Here is a 16564-nt window from a genome sequence, read left to right on the forward strand (position 1 = left end):
AATATTAAAGATAAAATATATTAGGTTTAATAAAAGTATTATAAATTTTATAATGTACTATTAAGTTTATAAATAGATTTGTTAAATATTTTAGGAGGGAGATTAACATGTCTAATGAAAGAAAATATAACAATAAGACAAATGATTTGTCATTTCAATCATTTGCTAAATATTTTATTATATTTTATATTGTTATTGTTTTGATTATTCTGTGTATGTTTTGTATAAATACAGTGGGAGTTATGAAGAAGGATAATAGAGATTTAATGTCTAATGCCACAAATAGTATTGAAGATAGAGTCAATACAACCATTAAACTATTAAATTCTTTAGCTAAAAACAATTATATCATGGACAACAATGTAAGTGGTATTGACAAAAGTAAACTACTTTCAATATATAGCGACCAATTTGAATATATGATGATATGTTTTGTAGATAAGAATATTATTGTATGGGATGAGGAAGGTGGAAATGTTAGCCTTTCAGAACGTGATTATATGCAAAAGCTCTTTGCAACAAAAAAGGTACAGGTTACAGATAGTTTTGCAGCAGGAGCAGATGGGAAAACTTTAAATTATACAGTAGCATCACCTATTATAAAGGATGGAAATGTAGATGGATGTGTGTTTGCAGCAATTTATTTTGATGAATTGGAAGATGTCCTTAAACAAGTAAAAGGAAGTCAACAGCAAAACTTTATACTATTTGGTAGTGAAAATCAAGTTATGAATTCAAGTAATAATGAATCAACTTATGGAGAAAAATACATAAAACTTTCACAGAAAACAAAGTATTTAGGGACAAATGCTAAAGCAGTAGAAAAAGATATATTTAATGGCAAGTCAGGTGATTATTGGGCATTTGAAAAAGGACAATTGTACTTTATGTCTTATACGCCAGTTAAAAATACAAATTGGAATTTATTTTGTAGAGTAAATTTCATGGATGTATTTGCTTTAAGTTTAATCCCTATGAGTTGTATTTTAATTGTTATAACTTTAGTATTCCTTATTTTAGTCTATATGGAAAGAAGCTTTATGAAAAAACGTATGGAGGTTATAGATATGCTTTTAGGTTCTGTTCAAGAACTAGAAAAACGCATTTATCAAACAGAAAGACCTAGTGAAGTAGATTTTAAAGAGATTATTCAACTTACAAGTAAAGGATTAACTGATGGTTTAACGGGTGTCGTAACACGTACAGTATTTTTTGACCAGATAAGTAATCGTGTTAAAGTAGAAGACTCTGGAACACTTTCTGTATTCTCTTTTATTGATTTAGATGATTTGAAGAATATTAATGATTTGTATGGGCACGAAACTGGTGATATGGTTTTAAAAAATGTCGGATATGTACTTCGAGAGTATGAAAAAAAATATAATGGCTTAATTGGACGTTATGGTGGAGATGAATTTGTTATGTTACTATCTGGTTTTTCATGTAAAGAAGACATAGATGATTTATTAGATGAAATGACAATTCGTTTACACACTGAAGTATTAACTAGTGATGGAATTATTAGAACTCATTGTAGCATTGGAGCTGTTGTGTGTACTTCAGAAAACAATAATGATATAGAGAGTTTATTAAATAAGGCTGATGAAGCTTTATATTATGTTAAACGTAATGGAAAGGGAAACTATCGTTTAGTTTAATCTCTATGGAAGGAGTTGTTTTATATGAAAAATGTATATAAAAGGATTTTTATATGTTTAGTCATTGGATTGTTATCATTTTTATGTTTTAGTAAAGGCATCTTATATATCTTTGATGGTCAAGATGATATAGATAATAAAAAAGTCGAAAGTTTATTAAAGGCATATAAAAATAATATTACTTTAAATTTAAAAGAAAAATATAACTATACTGATGATTTAAAAACAGCCTTAATTTTAAATAACTATTCTATAGAGGCACTGGATGATACTGCAAAAGAAGTACTTAAAAATGACGCTTGCATGTATATTTCCATTTTAGAAAAACATAATGTATCTGCATTTTTTTCAAAGTCTTCTACAAAAAATATGATTGGTACTCAAATGAAAAATTTAAATTATTCTTATTCATTAGCAGAATCTATTAAAGGTTTGGTAGTAGAGGGACCATTTAAAGATTCTGTATCAAATAAAGAAGTATTTTTAATTATCAATCCTATATATAAAAATGGTGAATATTGGGGCGAAGTTGCAATAGCTTTAGACTCTAAAAAGGTGATTGATGCTTTTAATTTGAAACAATTAAAAAGTGCTGGTTTTGAGTATGAGCTTTGGAGGGTAGATTTAAATGATGGTTCAAAGTCTACAATAGAAATTTCAACTAAAGATTTTGATTTTTCTAAATCACAAGAAATTAAGTTTAAATTTCCTACTGTTTGGACATTAAGCATTATAAATGAAAATGGATTTTCCAGTAAAAATCTAATTTTTATTATTCATATAATATTTTTGATTTTTTCAGTATTAATAGCAGGGATTGTTTTTATTTACCTTGGAAAGAAAAGTGTTGATTGTGAATTAAGAGAGCAAAAATTAAGAGATTTAGAAACAGGAATATGGAATAAAAAAGGACTTTTAATTAAATTAAATGAAATATTACAAAAAAATCCTGATGAAGTTGTATTACTGTATATCAGTATTACAAATTATAGTAGATTTGCTCCAATATTAAGTTGTGATGAAAAAAAAGAGTATATTGAACATATCGTACGAACTTTGGAGAATTACATAACTAGTGCTCATTTCGTTGCTCGTATAGGAGAAGAAAGTTTTGTTTTAGTATTTAAAGAAAAATGTGGTAAAAATGAATTGTTAAGTATTGAAAAAGGAATTTCTTTAGAACTTCTAAGAAAAATCAATGTAAGGAATCAAGAAATATTCCTCACTATAGGTTACGGAGCAGCTATGTCTATTGATGATGGTAATGATGCAGAGAAACTTTTACTTGTAGCGATTGATGATTATGAAAGAAGGTTTCCTTCAATAGCTCCTATTCGTGATTTTACTAAAAAATGTGAGGATATGCTTGACGAGAAAAAACAGATTGTATTTGGAGAATATTCTGATTTAGATATAAATAGATTGGCGAGAGTCATATATAAATATTATAGAAAAGTGCAACGAATTATGTACAAAGATTATAGTATTGACGTTGGAAATCGAAGAGGATATATACGTGATATTGAAGTATTAACTGACTATAATTCAAAAAGAAATTTGGATTTATTTTTAATAGATATTTGTAACTTTGGAAAATTTAATGAATTATTTTCAATTGAGATAGGAGATTTAGTTTTAAAAGAGGTTACTAACAACTTAAGAACAGTATTTCCAGATTATCTATATCGTATTAATGGAGATGTTTTTTTAGGTATTTCATTGAATAAAGAATCATATTTGTCTGTACTAGATAAAATTGAAGATATATTTTCAAACTCTTTAAATATAAAAGATGTTTTTCTTGATGTAAAATGTAACATTGGTATTTGTCAATATCCATCTCATGGAAAAGATGCATATGAGTTACTTGAAAAGGCACAAATTGCACTTGGATATGTAAAAGAAAGTACTCAAAATCATGTTCAAGTTTATAATGATGAATTGACTAATATAATTTATCACGAAAATAATATAATTAAACGTATAAAGCAAAGTATAGAAGAACAAACATTAGAGGTTTGGTACCAACCAATTTTTAATGTAGAAAAAAACTGTTATATTAAAGCAGAGGCTTTAGTTAGATTAAAAGATGAAGAAGGAAACTACTATCCAGCTCTTGATGTAATAAATTGTGCAGAAAAAAATGGGCTTATTAAAGATGTTGGGTTATATGTATTACAACAATCATGTAAAATAACTAAAATAATAAAAAATAAAAACATGAATTTTGAACAAATGCATGTAAATTTATCTGTTCAACAAATTATACATAAAGATTGTGCGAATGATATATTAGAATGTATTAAAAATTGTGAACTAGATACAAAATATATTTCAGTTGAAGTAACAGAAAGTGTATTTATGGAAACCTTTGAGGTTGCTACCATGACTCTTGATAAGCTAAAAAAAGAAGGTATAGGTATAAATTTAGACGATTTTGGAAGTGGATTTAGTAGTTTAAATTATTTAGCTAATTTACCTATTGAGAATTTAAAGATTGATAAAGGTCTAGTAAAACAAATTAAATTTTCATCCAAGCAATATGAATTAATGAAGGCTATTGTACAAATGGCCAAAATAAATAATATGGATGTTGTAGCAGAAGGTGTTGAAACAGAAGAGACTTTAAATCTAGTCGTTTCTGCTGGTGTAAATTTAATTCAAGGTTATTATTTCTCAAAACCTCTAAGTGAAAATAAATTTATTGAATTGATGACTAAAAATGATTGATAGATATTAGCGTTTTCAATAGAACTACCATTTTAAAATATGTAGTTTGTATACATATTCAAGTGGTAGTTTTATTAAATTCCTTAGATATAGTAATATTATTGATTTAATATTAAAAATTTATAATTTTTATATTTATGAAAAATCTTCAATATAAGCATCATCAATATTAATGGTATGTTGAGGTACTCTTGAAATATGGTAATATATATTAAGGGTGAATGCTTTAAAGAGTATATATATTTAATGGAGGTATACAATTTGAAAATTACAAAAACAACACTATCTATCATAATTTTACCTGTCTTAGCTTTTGTAATATTATTTTTAAGTACAAATCATAGTTTAATAGATAATAAGCAGTACAATAAAATATATTCAGATTTGAAAGATACAAAGAAAATAGAAATTTATCATAAGTTTAATAGAGGTACTGAAAAAAACTATAAACCAATTGTAGTTACAGATGAAAAACTAATAAATGAGATAGTAAGTTTTATGAGCAAGGCAACTGATTTTGAAGATAGAGATATGAGTGGGGTAGCTGTAAAAAATCAGAAGATAAGATTTTATAATAGTAATGGTGAGCAGAAAATTATAAATTACTCATATGATAGTCTACATAATTTTGGAGAAATTAAATACAATAATGAAAAACTTAACTTACCATATGATTTTTTTAGACTAATAAACTCTCTTGATGAATTTAAACCTCAAAATACAAAAGTTCCTAATGATGTGAGTGAACTTTTTAAAAAGTATAGCTGGACACCAAGTTTTCTTATATCATCTCAAAGAAAAACACTTCCCAATAATTTTAAGTATTCATCAGAAAATACAACAGAAAAAATATATTGGGCTTACAATATGGAATTGTCTAAAGATATAGGATTAGATTTTTCTAATTTAAATTCAAATGACATTACTGCTGAGATATACAGCTTAATTGAACCACTACCAGACTCATTTGAACCTTTATTAGATGCTAGAGGTATTGTAATAAGACATGAAGGAAGGATTGTAGGAGCATACATTGATTCAGGTAGACATGAAGGAAAGGCTCTTAGTTTAAAAAGACATACTTTTAAAGAAGTAAAAAAAGAAGATTTAAATGTGTGGATAGTTGATAATTGTATAGATAAAACTAATTCTCTATATAAGGATATATCAAAAATGAGTAATGAAGATTTAATAAGAATGCATCTTAAGGCTATGGAAGAAAATAATACAAATGAGTTGTTAGCAACTATGGATGTAGAAAGTCAGATAAGTACTCTATTTATTAATTTGGATAATCGTAAACTTTTTAATGATACTAGATTTGAAATGAATTTACCAGATTATATTAATAGTGATACAATTATATATATAGAAAAAATAGATTCAGGAGAAGAAGAAAAAGATAAAAGAAGTTATAATGTAATATTTGCCAATGATGGGGTAGAAAAAGCTGGTGGGAAATTAGGTTTTTCTGATATTAATATTGATGTTATAAATGATGGTGGAGTATGGAAAGTATCTGGATTTACGAAATAAATTTAAACTTAAAATTATTAATGTTAAAATTTGATATTGTATTGAAAAATAATTAAAAGTATTTAATAATAGAATTAAGGGTAAAATAAATTAAGAACTTAAGATATTGAATATTAATGTATAATTTTAATGTGATATCCAAATAAATCCTAAATTTAATTTGAGTTTTAATATATATGGTCTAAGGTTTGATTATTAAAGATTTAATTGTAAGTTGTTACAGTTGATGATATTGATGTAGAGATTAAAGTTTAGAATAGAAAGTGCACCTTAAATTTTAAAATGTAAATTTAAAAATGTAAGCTAGTACAATCTAAAAATTATAATCACTCAATAGATTTATGGATTTATTTGTTTATTATAAATAAGTGGGAGTAGATTTTTCTACTCCCACTTTGTATATTATTATTTAATTAAAAAATAGCACATTAAAATTCTAAGATTAGTTGATATTTCCTGCTTTATTAGCAAATAACTCCTTAATAACATTGTTTCTAGTAGCTAAATCTCCACTAGAATTATTTGTTTTTTTCATAATTACAGAATAACGCTTTTTATTGATAAAAAATATTAAAATCTTATCATCATCAAAGTTGTATTCTTTGTATCTATCAATAGATTCATAACCTAAATTTAAGATGTCCTTATCTTTTATGCTATCTATATCCAAAACATATGATGGGTCAGCCTTCAGTAATATATTAATTAAACATTTTTCTTCACCAGCACAAAATAACTCAACCTTATTTGATATAGACTTAGATTGTTCTGAAGTTATTTTTACAGGAATAAGATTACTATTACTATCTCTTAAAAGAGAACCATATGTGTCTTGTTGATATACTAAATTAACTTTTTTCTTAGGAACACTTACCATCTTATCTAAATGTACATAATGATGATTTTCAACAAAGCCTTCATTTAATATTTCAACAAAGTTGTCAATTTTACCTAAACAAAAAGATTCTATAGATTCTTTACAGAATTTATTTGTAAATGGTATAATGTTTACGTTTTCCTCGTCTGTATTCCATGCTATAGCATAATCCAAAGAATATACTTCTTCCTCTATATCTGCAAAATTATATTGTACTATGTTTCCTTTCAAAATTACTCGACCTCCATCTTATAATATATTTAATATACTTTATAAAACTTATATTATACTTAAATAATATCATAAATTGAATAAATATGATATAGTAAATGGTGAAAAAATTGAAAAAAATAACTATAAATGAGTATTAAATATGAATAGTATATACTAATGGGATGAAAAATGTCCACTATTAACTTTATCACCCCACATGTTTATAATTAAATTATTAATATAAAATAGAATCTATCGACAATGAATGGACTTTTAAAAGAACTTAATATAAAATTAATTAAATAAATACTTAAAAATGATTTACTTTAATGATAAAATCGTATTAAAGGAGGTTAATTTTATGGATATAAAAAATAAAATTAAATCTATGTTTTTGCCAGAAAAAGATGACTATTTAGATGATGAAGAATTTGAGGATGATATAGAAATTAATGAGGATAATTCAGAAGAAGATAATAATGTGCATTTAAATGACTTAAGCAGAGTGAAGTATGACTATAGAGAATTAAAAGACATAGAAAATCAAACTGAAGAAATGTGTTTACTAGCAGTAAGGCAAGATGGTACAATAATAGAATTTGTAAAAGATAAGACTGATAGAGTGTGTATGGAGGCAGTAAAACAGACTTATAAAGCTCTCAAATACATAACAAATCAAACCGAAGCTATATGTATAGAAGCAGTAAAACAGAATTACAGAGCCTTATATTACATAAATGACAAGACAGAAAATGTATTAATTGAAGCTATAAGAAGTGCATCAACTCATGATGTTATGGAAGTCTTTAGATTTGTAGAAGAGCAGACAGAAGAGGTATGCCTAGAATTAATAGAAAGCGCATCAAAAAATGATGTGGCAGAAATATTGAAGGATATAAAAGAACAGACTCCAACAATATGTTTAGAAGCAGTAAAAAAAGATGGAAAGTCTTTAGCTTATGTTAAGGAACAAAATGACAGTATATGTTTAGAAGCAGTAAAGGAAAACTATAGTGCATTGCCTTGTGTAGAAAAACAGACAGAAGAAATATGTATAGAAGCAGTAAAGCAAAATGACTTTGCCTTGTATTATGTAAATGAACAGACAGAAAAAATATGTATAGAAGCAGTAAGACGAAGTTATATGGCTCTTCAATATGTAAATAAGCAGACAGAAGAAATATGTTTAGAGGCAGTAAGAAATGATGGAAGAGCATTACAATATGTAAAGGAGCAGACAGAAGACATTTGTTTAGAGGCAGTAAGACAGAATGGAAAAGTATTACAATATGTAAAGAAACAGACAGAAGAAATATGTATAGAGGCTATAAGGGGCTCATTTAAAGATTTTGAAATAAAAGAAATATTGAGTTATATAAAGATATTAACAGAAAAAATATGTGTAGAGGCAGTAAAGCAAAATGGAAATATTCTTAAATATATAGAAGAGCAAACAGAATTAATGTGTATAGAGGCAGTAAAAGAAAATTACAGTGCTATACAATATGTAAAAGAACAAACAGAAAAAGTTTGTTTGGAAGCAGTAAATCAAAGTTTTGAGGCACTTAAATATGTAAAAGAACAAACAGAGGATATTTGTTTAAGAGCAGTAAGACAAGACTATAGAATGCTAAAATATGTTAAAAATCAAACAGAAAAACTATGCTTAGAAGCAGTAAAACAGAATTACAGAGCTTTGGAATATGTAGAAAATCAAACAGAAAAAGTTTGTTTAGAGGCAGTAAAACAGAATAGAAAAGCACTTCAATATGTAAAGCAAAAACAAAGTTAAACAATATATGTTATGAAAATAAAAGAAAAACTAAGATATATCATAAAAATAAATATAAAATTAAAGATTTATAATAAAAATAAAAGCACATAACTTATACAATATAAGTTATGTGCTTTTATGCATATAAAGCTTAATAAAACTCTTTTATTATAACTTTTTTATTATATAAAAAATAACAAAATGATTATATAGGTCTTTTTTTGACCAGTTTTACAATTTCAATAACTAGTTTTGAAAAATATATTGAATTTTCTCAAAAAAGACGCTATTCTATATATGTAAAATTTTTTTCTGGAGGTAAAAATGTTTAAGAGATATGCTGATAAAATGACATCTGTTTTAATTTATAACAATATGATAGATAACAATGAATCTAGGGTGTATTCTTATGGATTTGAAATATTAATTGCTTTTATAGTTAATATAACGACCATACTACTCTTAGGTTTTTTGTTTGGGAAATTTACATATATATCATTTTTTTTAATATGTTACTGCCCAATAAGACAATTTTCTGGAGGGTATCATGCAAATAACTATTTTAGATGTCTATTAACCTTTGTTTTTATAATTTTATCTACAATATTTATTATAGAAAATCTAAATGTAGATTTATTTAAAAATATTATTATGATTATTGCTAGTATTAGTTGGATTGGAATTTGCATTATGTGTCCAGTAGAGCATAAAAGTAATCCTATAAATGAGGTAGAAAAGTTAACTTATAAAAAAGTTGCTATATCTATATCTACAGTAGTCTTGTTAATGACAATTTCGAGTTTTTCATTAAATGTATTCGTGGATTACTTTATATATAGTGCTTTTGCAATGCTTTGGATTTGTATAATGCTGGTATTAGGTAAATTAAAATCTAAAAAAAATATAAGTAAAATGTGTATGAGGGAGAATTAAATTATGAAAAAGTTTATTGTAAAAATTATGAAGTGTGCTAGTTCATTAGCACTGAGTACTGCAATTTTGTCAGCAAATAGCACTTGTCCATGGATTATACATCAACCTAGAGTACCAAAAGAAATTAAGAATTTAAAAAAGATAAATTAAAAACAAGCAATTATTCATATGAAATCATTATAAAAAAATATTATGTTTTAATAAACATAAAACAAGTAAATTATTTATATATAATTATTATAAAAAAGAAATTGTTATACTTTAATAAATATAAAATAAGCAATTAGGAACAAACATTTTATTTTATGAGCACATAGTATACTTTATTTTGTAATGTACAAGTGTGCTAATTTAGGGGGATATAGTGTATCCATTGAAATGACTTACGAGTAGTAAGTCATTTTTGTATTGTATGTATTTTAAGCAAACTGTATGATATAATGAAGGGTAAAGTTTAATTAAAACATTAAAAAACTTTAGTATAGATAGTAGTTTAGGAGGTAGGTTATGAGTATAATACATAAATTTTCTATGAATGGATATAATATCGTTTTAGATGTGAATGGAGGAGCTGTTCATGTATTAGACGATGTTGCATACGATTTATTAGATTTTTATAAAGACAAAAGTAAAGAAGAAATACTAAATATATTAAAATCTAAATATCAAGAAGACAAAATAAATGAAGCATATGAAGAAATATTAAATTTAGAAAAAGAAGGTCTTTTATATACAGAAGATACATATCAATATCATCCAAGTTTTGTACATAGAGAGCCTGTAGTAAAAGCACTATGTTTAAATGTAGCCCATGATTGTAATTTGAAATGTAAGTATTGTTTTGCAGCTCAAGGGGATTTTGGTGGAGAAAAAGAACTTATGAGTTTTGAAGTTGGTAAAGCAGCAATAGATTATTTGATTGCCAATTCAGGGAGTAGAAAAAACTTAGAGATAGATTTCTTTGGTGGAGAGCCTCTAATGAACTTTGAAGTTGTAAAGCAATTAGTTGAGTATGGAAAAAGTATTGAAAAAGATTATAATAAAAATATAAGATTTACAATAACTACAAATGGTGTGCTGTTAAATGATGAAATTATAGATTATATAAATGAAAATATGCACAATGTAGTTTTAAGTTTAGATGGAAGAAAAGAAGTCAATGATAATATGAGACCAACTTTAAATGACAAAGGTAGTTATGATATTACATTGCCAAGATTTAAAAAGCTTGTAGAAGGAAGAGCAAAAGACAAGTATTACTATATAAGAGGCACGTTCACAAGAGATAACTTAGATTTTTCTAAAGATGTTATGCATTTTGCAGATTTAGGATTTAAACTAACATCTGTAGAGCCAGTTGTTGGAGACGAAAGTAATCCATATGCACTTAGAGAGGAAGATTTACCAAAGATATTTGATGAATATGAGAAATTTGCTGTGGAATATGCTGATAGACAATTACAAGGAGATGGATTTAAATTTTTCCATTTTATGATAGATTTAAATCAAGGACCATGTGTAATAAAGAGAATAACTGGATGTGGCGCTGGAAATGAGTATCTTTCTGTAACACCAAGTGGAGACATATACCCATGTCATCAATTTGTTGGAAATGAAGAATTTAAAATGGCAAATATATTGGATAAAGAAATTGTACTTCCAGAAAAGTTAAAAAATACATTTAGAGAAGCTCATGTATATACTAAGGAAGAGTGTAAAAAATGTTGGAATAAGTTCTATTGTTCAGGTGGATGTCATGCCAATGCAATAAACTTTAACAATGATATATCAAAACCATATGAGTTGGGTTGTGAAATGCAAAGAAAGCGTACAGAATGTTCTATTATGATACAAGCAAAATTAATGTTAGAAGGAGCAAATAATTAAATTTATATCTTAAAGGAGTTGTTTATATATGATTAGAGATTATTTAGAAGATAAACCTTTAATTGATGAAAGTGTCTTTGTAGCAAAATCAGCAGATATAATTGGAAATGTTAAAATCGGTAAAGATTCAAGTGTATGGTATAATGCAGTTGTTAGAGGAGATGAAGGTCCAATAACTATTGGAGAAAATACCAATATACAAGATTGTTCAATAGTACATGGAGATGAAAATACTGTAATTGGGAATAATGTAACAGTAGGTCATAGGTCAATAGTTCATGGTTGCAAAATTAGTGACAATGTTTTAATTGGAATGGGTTCAATCATACTAGATAATGCTGAAATAGGAGAATACACTTTAATAGGAGCAGGTACATTAATCACATCTAATAAAAAGTTTCCACCAGGAGTTTTAATAATGGGTTCTCCTGGAAAAGTAGTTAGAGAACTTACTGAAGAAGATAAAAAATATATTGATGAGTCATATCAATGGTATTTAGAAGCAGCACAAAATCAAAAATAACAATTAGAGAGTGGTTGTTTCAAAACATGCTTAAATTTGTTTTGAATCAACCACTAATTTATTTTATTAGGTTTAATTAGTATTTTAATTTTGAAAAAGTAGTTGTTTAGAATAGGTATGAAATGTCAAAAATAAAAATTAACTGAGTTAAAGAAATTTAATAAAATTACTAGTATATGTGATAAAATTAAATATTAAAGAGGATATAAGATATTAGAATATCAATTAGTAAAATAATGTCGTAGACATAGATAAATTAAGGTGTAAGTTTTTGGGTATACCTATTCTAGGAGTGAAAAAATTTGAGAATAAGTTATAGGAATTTAAAGAGATATAGAGAAATTGGATATATTTTGATAAAGTATGGTTTTAGTTTTATTGTAGAAAGATTAAATATAGAAGGCATAGCATATAAAATACCACTATTTGACCCACCAGAAGAAATAAAAAATATGACAACTGGTGAGAGAATGAAGAGAGTCTTAGAAGAACTAGGACCTACATATGTAAAAATAGGTCAAATATTGAGCACAAGAAAAGACTTGTTAGACCAAGATATAATTGATGAAATATCAAAGCTTAGAGATGATGTAGAGAAATTTGATTCAAATATAGCCATTGAAATATTTAAAGAAGAAGTAGGCTTAAGTATAGAAGACGTATTCTCAGAATTTAAAGAAGAACCAATAGCAGCAGCTTCAATTGGTCAAGTTTATGAAGGAATACTTAAAACAGGAGAAGAAGTAATTGTAAAAATTCAAAGACCTAATATAGAGAAGATAATAAAATCTGACTTGGAGATTCTTAGAACTATTGCACATACATTAAAAGACTTAAAAAAAGACTTTAATTTAGATTTAGAGCAAATGATAGAAGAATTTCAAACTCAATTAATGAGAGAACTTGACTATAATTTTGAATCTATAAATGCAACTAAATTTTCTAGGATATTTAAAAATAGTGATGAAGTATATATACCAAAAGTATATTCAGAATATAACAGTAAGAGAATCTTAGTAATGGAGAAAGTTAATGGTATAAAGTTAAGTGATGTAGAAAAAATAAGAAAATTAGGCTACAATACAAAAACTATTGTTGAAATAGGTGTTAGGTCTTTTTTTATACAGGTATTGTCACATGGTTTTTTTCATGCAGACCCACATCCAGGTAATATATTTATAGTTGGCAAAAACAAGATAGCATATATAGACTTTGGAATGATTGGAATCATTGATAACAAAACTTTGAACCAATTAAATGAAATTGCATTAGCAGGTGTAGAAAAAAATGTTGATAAAATAATATACTTGTTAATAGAAATGGATGCGTTAAATGGAGAAGCTGATGTTAAAAGTCTTAGACAGGATTTACTGTATCTAATACATTACTATTATGATATCTCTATAGAAAAGATAAATGTGACAGATATATTAAATGAATTGTTTAGATTTTTTAGACAGTATAAGATAATTATGCCTGCACAGTTTGTAACACTTGCAAAGACTATTATAACATTAGAGGGTACAAGTAGGACTTTAAATACAGATTTTTCTCTTGGCTCTATGGGAAAAGAATTTATGAAGCATCATTATAAAAGTAAATTCAATCCTAAAAATGTAGTTTTAAACTCAAGACAAAATGTGGAAGAGATATTGCTTGATGTAAAAACTATTCCAAAACAGTTAAAAGCAATCTTAAGAAATGTAGAAAGAAATAATATAAAAATGCAAATTGAAGATGTTAAAATGACAAAATTAGAAATTTGTATAACAGAATTAACTTCTCAAATGTCATTAAGTTTAGTATTAGCATCCATCATAGTAGGTTCTTCACTTATAATTGCATCACCAAATATAGAAAATAATATATGGATAAAATTTACTGCTATAGCAGGGTTCTTTATTTCTTTTATAATAGGGCTATGCTTAGTAATAAGAAGTATTAGGTCAAAATACAAAAAAGATTAGGGGGAATTAAATTTGAAAAAATGGACACTGAAATACAAAGGGAAGATAGAGGAAAGTGAATTTAGCAAAAAACTTAATATTTCCCCGGAAATCTGCCAAATTTTAAAAAATAGAGGTATATATACTGAAAAAGATTCAGAAATATTCATGAATCCGTCTTTAGACTATTTAAGAGACCCTTTATTAATGAAAGATATGCAAAAGGCTGTAGATAGAATAAAGTCAGCCATTGATAAAAAAGAAAAAATTTGGATTTATGGAGATTATGATGTTGATGGTGTATCTTCTACTTCTATTTTATGCTTATATTTTAAGAGTATAGGATATCATGTGGATTATTATATTCCAAATAGACTAGAAGAAGGCTATGGTATAAATGAAGATGCTATAAAGCTTATAAGCTCTAGGGGTTGTGACCTGATTATAAGTGTTGATTGCGGAATTACATCAGTATCTGAGGTTAATCTAGCAAATAATTTGGGTATAGATGTTATAATAACAGACCATCATGAATGCCAAAATGAAATTCCCTCAGCTTTTGCAGTAATAAATCCAAAGCAAGATGATTGTAGCTATCCATTCGATGCATTATGTGGATGTGGTGTAGCATTTAAAATGATACAAGCACTCACTCCAAAAGAAGATTTTAAGACTAGTATGTACGATTATTTAGAAATAGTAACATTGGCAACTATTTGTGATATTGTTCCACTTGTGGATGAAAATAGAATAATTGTAAAAAATGGTTTAAAATTAATGAAAGAAGGCAAAAATATTGGATTAAGAGAGCTTATAAAAGTTTGTGGTGTAGAAAGTGATAAAATAGGTTCTTCTCATATAGGATTTGCAATTGGACCTAGAATAAATGCATCAGGACGTTTAGGATATTCTTATTTGGGTGTTGAGCTATTTACTACTCAATCTAAAGATGAAGCTACTGAAATAGCTAATATATTGGAAGAAAAAAATAATGAAAGACAGATGATAGAGGCTCAGATGTATCATGAAGCTGAAGAAATGTTAAAGTCTAATAGTAGGTATAATGAAGATAAAGTATTGGTTTTAGCTAAAGAAGGCTGGCAACATGGAATAATAGGAATTGTAGCATCTAAGTTGACTGAAAAATACTATAAACCAACGATTCTTTTAGGTGTAGAAGATGGAGAAGCTACTGGCTCAGCAAGGTCAATAAAAGGATTTAATATATTTGAAGCTCTTGCAAAGTGCAAAGACTTAATGACTAGGTTTGGTGGACATGAGCAAGCAGCTGGATTGTCCTTAAATTCAGAAAATGTGGAAGCTTTGGCTAATGAAATAAATAAGTTTGCAGATTATAATTTGACTGAAGATGATATGATAGAAAATGTAAATGTTGAATTTGAACTACAAGAAAATGTAATAAATTTAAATCTTGTGGAAGAATTACATAAGTTAGAACCATTTGGATTAAATAATCCTAATCCTAGATTTATAGTTAGAAATTATATTCTAAAAGATTTAAAAGTCATAGGTAAGAATCAACAACATTTGAAATTAAGTGTAGAAAATGAAAAGTGCTATGAATGTATAGGATTTAACATGAGTCATTTAAAATCATTATTCAAGGTAGGAGATAAAGTAGATGTATTGTTCCAACTAGATGAAAATAACTATATGGGAAATAGAAAAGTGCAGTTTTTACTTAAAGACATTAGATTAGCTCGACCTAAAAGTGCAAGTAATGACAAACTTTCGCTAAAATTAATGTCAAAAATAATACCAAAAGATTCACAAAGCTTGTATAATATATCTGAGTCTGGTTTTGAATTATTTGATGGAAACACGGACATAAATATATTTGATTATTTTGAAAAAGAGACATTGATAATATCCAATTCTATAAATGGATTCTATAGAGCAATATCAGATGTATCACTTATGGACTTGGATTTTAACATAAATTACAATATTATTGAAGATATTAACAAAAATACTGATAAATTAGAGCTTATATTTTCTCCTAATATTGATAAAATAGACTTAAAAAGATATAATAATATTATTCTTTATGATTATTTATACAATAAAGGCGAATATTCGTATATATATGAGAATAAAAGAGAAGAAAGTGAAATTATAAAATATTATAATAAAACAGACCTATTATATTTAAAGAATGTAGTTAGTAATATAGTTCCATCAAGAGATGAATTTATAACAATTTATAAACAAGCACTTATAAAAAAAGAAATTGATTTAGATATGGTAAATATAAAGGGAACTTTTAATGTAATTCCATTAAAATTTTTTACGATATTGAATGTGTTTAGAGAATTAAATTTACTTGACTTTAATTTAAATTATGAAAACAATTCTGTACTTATAAGAATATTGCCAAAACCACAGAAAAAATTAGACTTAAATGAGAGTTTAATACTCAATAATCTAAAAAATTTAGAAAAACAATACAATAGCAGTTATTAGGAG

At 26.3% G+C, this 16564-nt stretch carries 11 protein-coding genes; 10 read left to right on the top strand and 1 reads right to left on the bottom strand.

Annotation, left to right across the window (positions count from 1 at the left end; all coding sequences use genetic code 11):
* Positions 1-107: 107 nt before the first annotated feature.
* The 3 genes from KGF50_RS04210 (at position 108) to KGF50_RS04220 (ending at position 5924) form a co-directional block, all read left to right on the top strand.
* Complete coding sequence (locus KGF50_RS04210) at positions 108-1658, top strand: sensor domain-containing diguanylate cyclase (RefSeq protein WP_227846936.1); 1551 nt, start codon at positions 108-110, stop codon at positions 1656-1658.
* A gap of 24 nt (positions 1659-1682) precedes the next feature.
* Positions 1683-4388, top strand: a complete 2706-nt coding sequence (locus KGF50_RS04215; RefSeq protein WP_227846937.1) for a bifunctional diguanylate cyclase/phosphodiesterase — start codon at positions 1683-1685, stop codon at positions 4386-4388.
* 261 nt (positions 4389-4649) lie between these two features.
* Complete coding sequence (locus KGF50_RS04220; protein WP_227846938.1) at positions 4650-5924, top strand: DUF4830 domain-containing protein; 1275 nt, start codon at positions 4650-4652, stop codon at positions 5922-5924.
* A 442-nt stretch (positions 5925-6366) separates the two neighbouring features.
* On the opposite strand, the gene KGF50_RS04225 is transcribed toward KGF50_RS04220, so the two are convergent.
* A complete protein-coding gene (locus KGF50_RS04225) occupies positions 6367-7032 on the bottom strand; it encodes a hypothetical protein (RefSeq protein ID WP_227846939.1) in 666 nt (221 codons plus the stop codon).
* A 343-nt stretch (positions 7033-7375) separates the two neighbouring features.
* Here KGF50_RS04225 and KGF50_RS04230 point away from each other — a divergent pair, with 343 nt between their 5' ends.
* The 7 genes from KGF50_RS04230 (at position 7376) to recJ (ending at position 16561) form a co-directional block, all read left to right on the top strand.
* On the top strand, positions 7376-8806 hold the full coding sequence (locus KGF50_RS04230) for a DUF4116 domain-containing protein (RefSeq protein WP_227846940.1): 1431 nt from the start codon (positions 7376-7378) through the stop codon (positions 8804-8806).
* 306 nt (positions 8807-9112) lie between these two features.
* Positions 9113-9721 (top strand): accessory gene regulator B family protein, encoded by a 609-nt coding sequence (locus KGF50_RS04235; RefSeq protein WP_227846941.1) that lies wholly within the window; start codon positions 9113-9115, stop codon positions 9719-9721.
* 3 nt (positions 9722-9724) lie between these two features.
* Positions 9725-9871 (top strand): cyclic lactone autoinducer peptide, encoded by a 147-nt coding sequence (locus tag KGF50_RS04240; RefSeq protein ID WP_227846942.1) that lies wholly within the window; start codon positions 9725-9727, stop codon positions 9869-9871.
* Positions 9872-10228: 357 nt separating this feature from the next.
* Positions 10229-11608, top strand: a complete 1380-nt coding sequence (gene scfB, locus KGF50_RS04245) for a thioether cross-link-forming SCIFF peptide maturase (protein ID WP_227846943.1) — start codon at positions 10229-10231, stop codon at positions 11606-11608.
* A gap of 28 nt (positions 11609-11636) precedes the next feature.
* Positions 11637-12131, top strand: coding sequence for a gamma carbonic anhydrase family protein (locus KGF50_RS04250; RefSeq protein ID WP_227824277.1), 495 nt, complete (start codon positions 11637-11639; stop codon positions 12129-12131).
* A 302-nt stretch (positions 12132-12433) separates the two neighbouring features.
* On the top strand, positions 12434-14098 hold the full coding sequence (locus KGF50_RS04255) for an ABC1 kinase family protein (protein ID WP_227846944.1): 1665 nt from the start codon (positions 12434-12436) through the stop codon (positions 14096-14098).
* 12 nt (positions 14099-14110) lie between these two features.
* The gene (gene recJ / locus KGF50_RS04260; protein WP_227846945.1) at positions 14111-16561 is read left to right on the top strand and encodes a single-stranded-DNA-specific exonuclease RecJ; all 2451 of its coding nucleotides are present in this window, start codon (positions 14111-14113) and stop codon (positions 16559-16561) included.
* The last annotated feature ends 3 nt before the right edge of the window (positions 16562-16564 follow it).

Source organism: Clostridioides sp. ZZV15-6598 (assembly GCF_020657705.1).
Taxonomy (GTDB): domain Bacteria; phylum Bacillota; class Clostridia; order Peptostreptococcales; family Peptostreptococcaceae; genus Clostridioides; species Clostridioides difficile_F.

Bases quoted from the DNA above. Each gene is read 5' to 3' on its own strand.
- KGF50_RS04235 (WP_227846941.1), top strand. From the start codon at position 9,113: ATGTTTAAGAGATATGCTGATAAAATGACATCTGTTTTAATTTATAAC.
- KGF50_RS04240 (WP_227846942.1), top strand. From the start codon at position 9,725: ATGAAAAAGTTTATTGTAAAAATTATGAAGTGTGCTAGTTCATTAGCA.
- KGF50_RS04230 (WP_227846940.1), top strand. From the start codon at position 7,376: ATGGATATAAAAAATAAAATTAAATCTATGTTTTTGCCAGAAAAAGAT.
- scfB (WP_227846943.1), top strand. From the start codon at position 10,229: ATGAGTATAATACATAAATTTTCTATGAATGGATATAATATCGTTTTA.
- KGF50_RS04215 (WP_227846937.1), top strand. From the start codon at position 1,683: ATGAAAAATGTATATAAAAGGATTTTTATATGTTTAGTCATTGGATTG.
- KGF50_RS04210 (WP_227846936.1), top strand. From the start codon at position 108: ATGTCTAATGAAAGAAAATATAACAATAAGACAAATGATTTGTCATTT.
- KGF50_RS04250 (WP_227824277.1), top strand. From the start codon at position 11,637: ATGATTAGAGATTATTTAGAAGATAAACCTTTAATTGATGAAAGTGTC.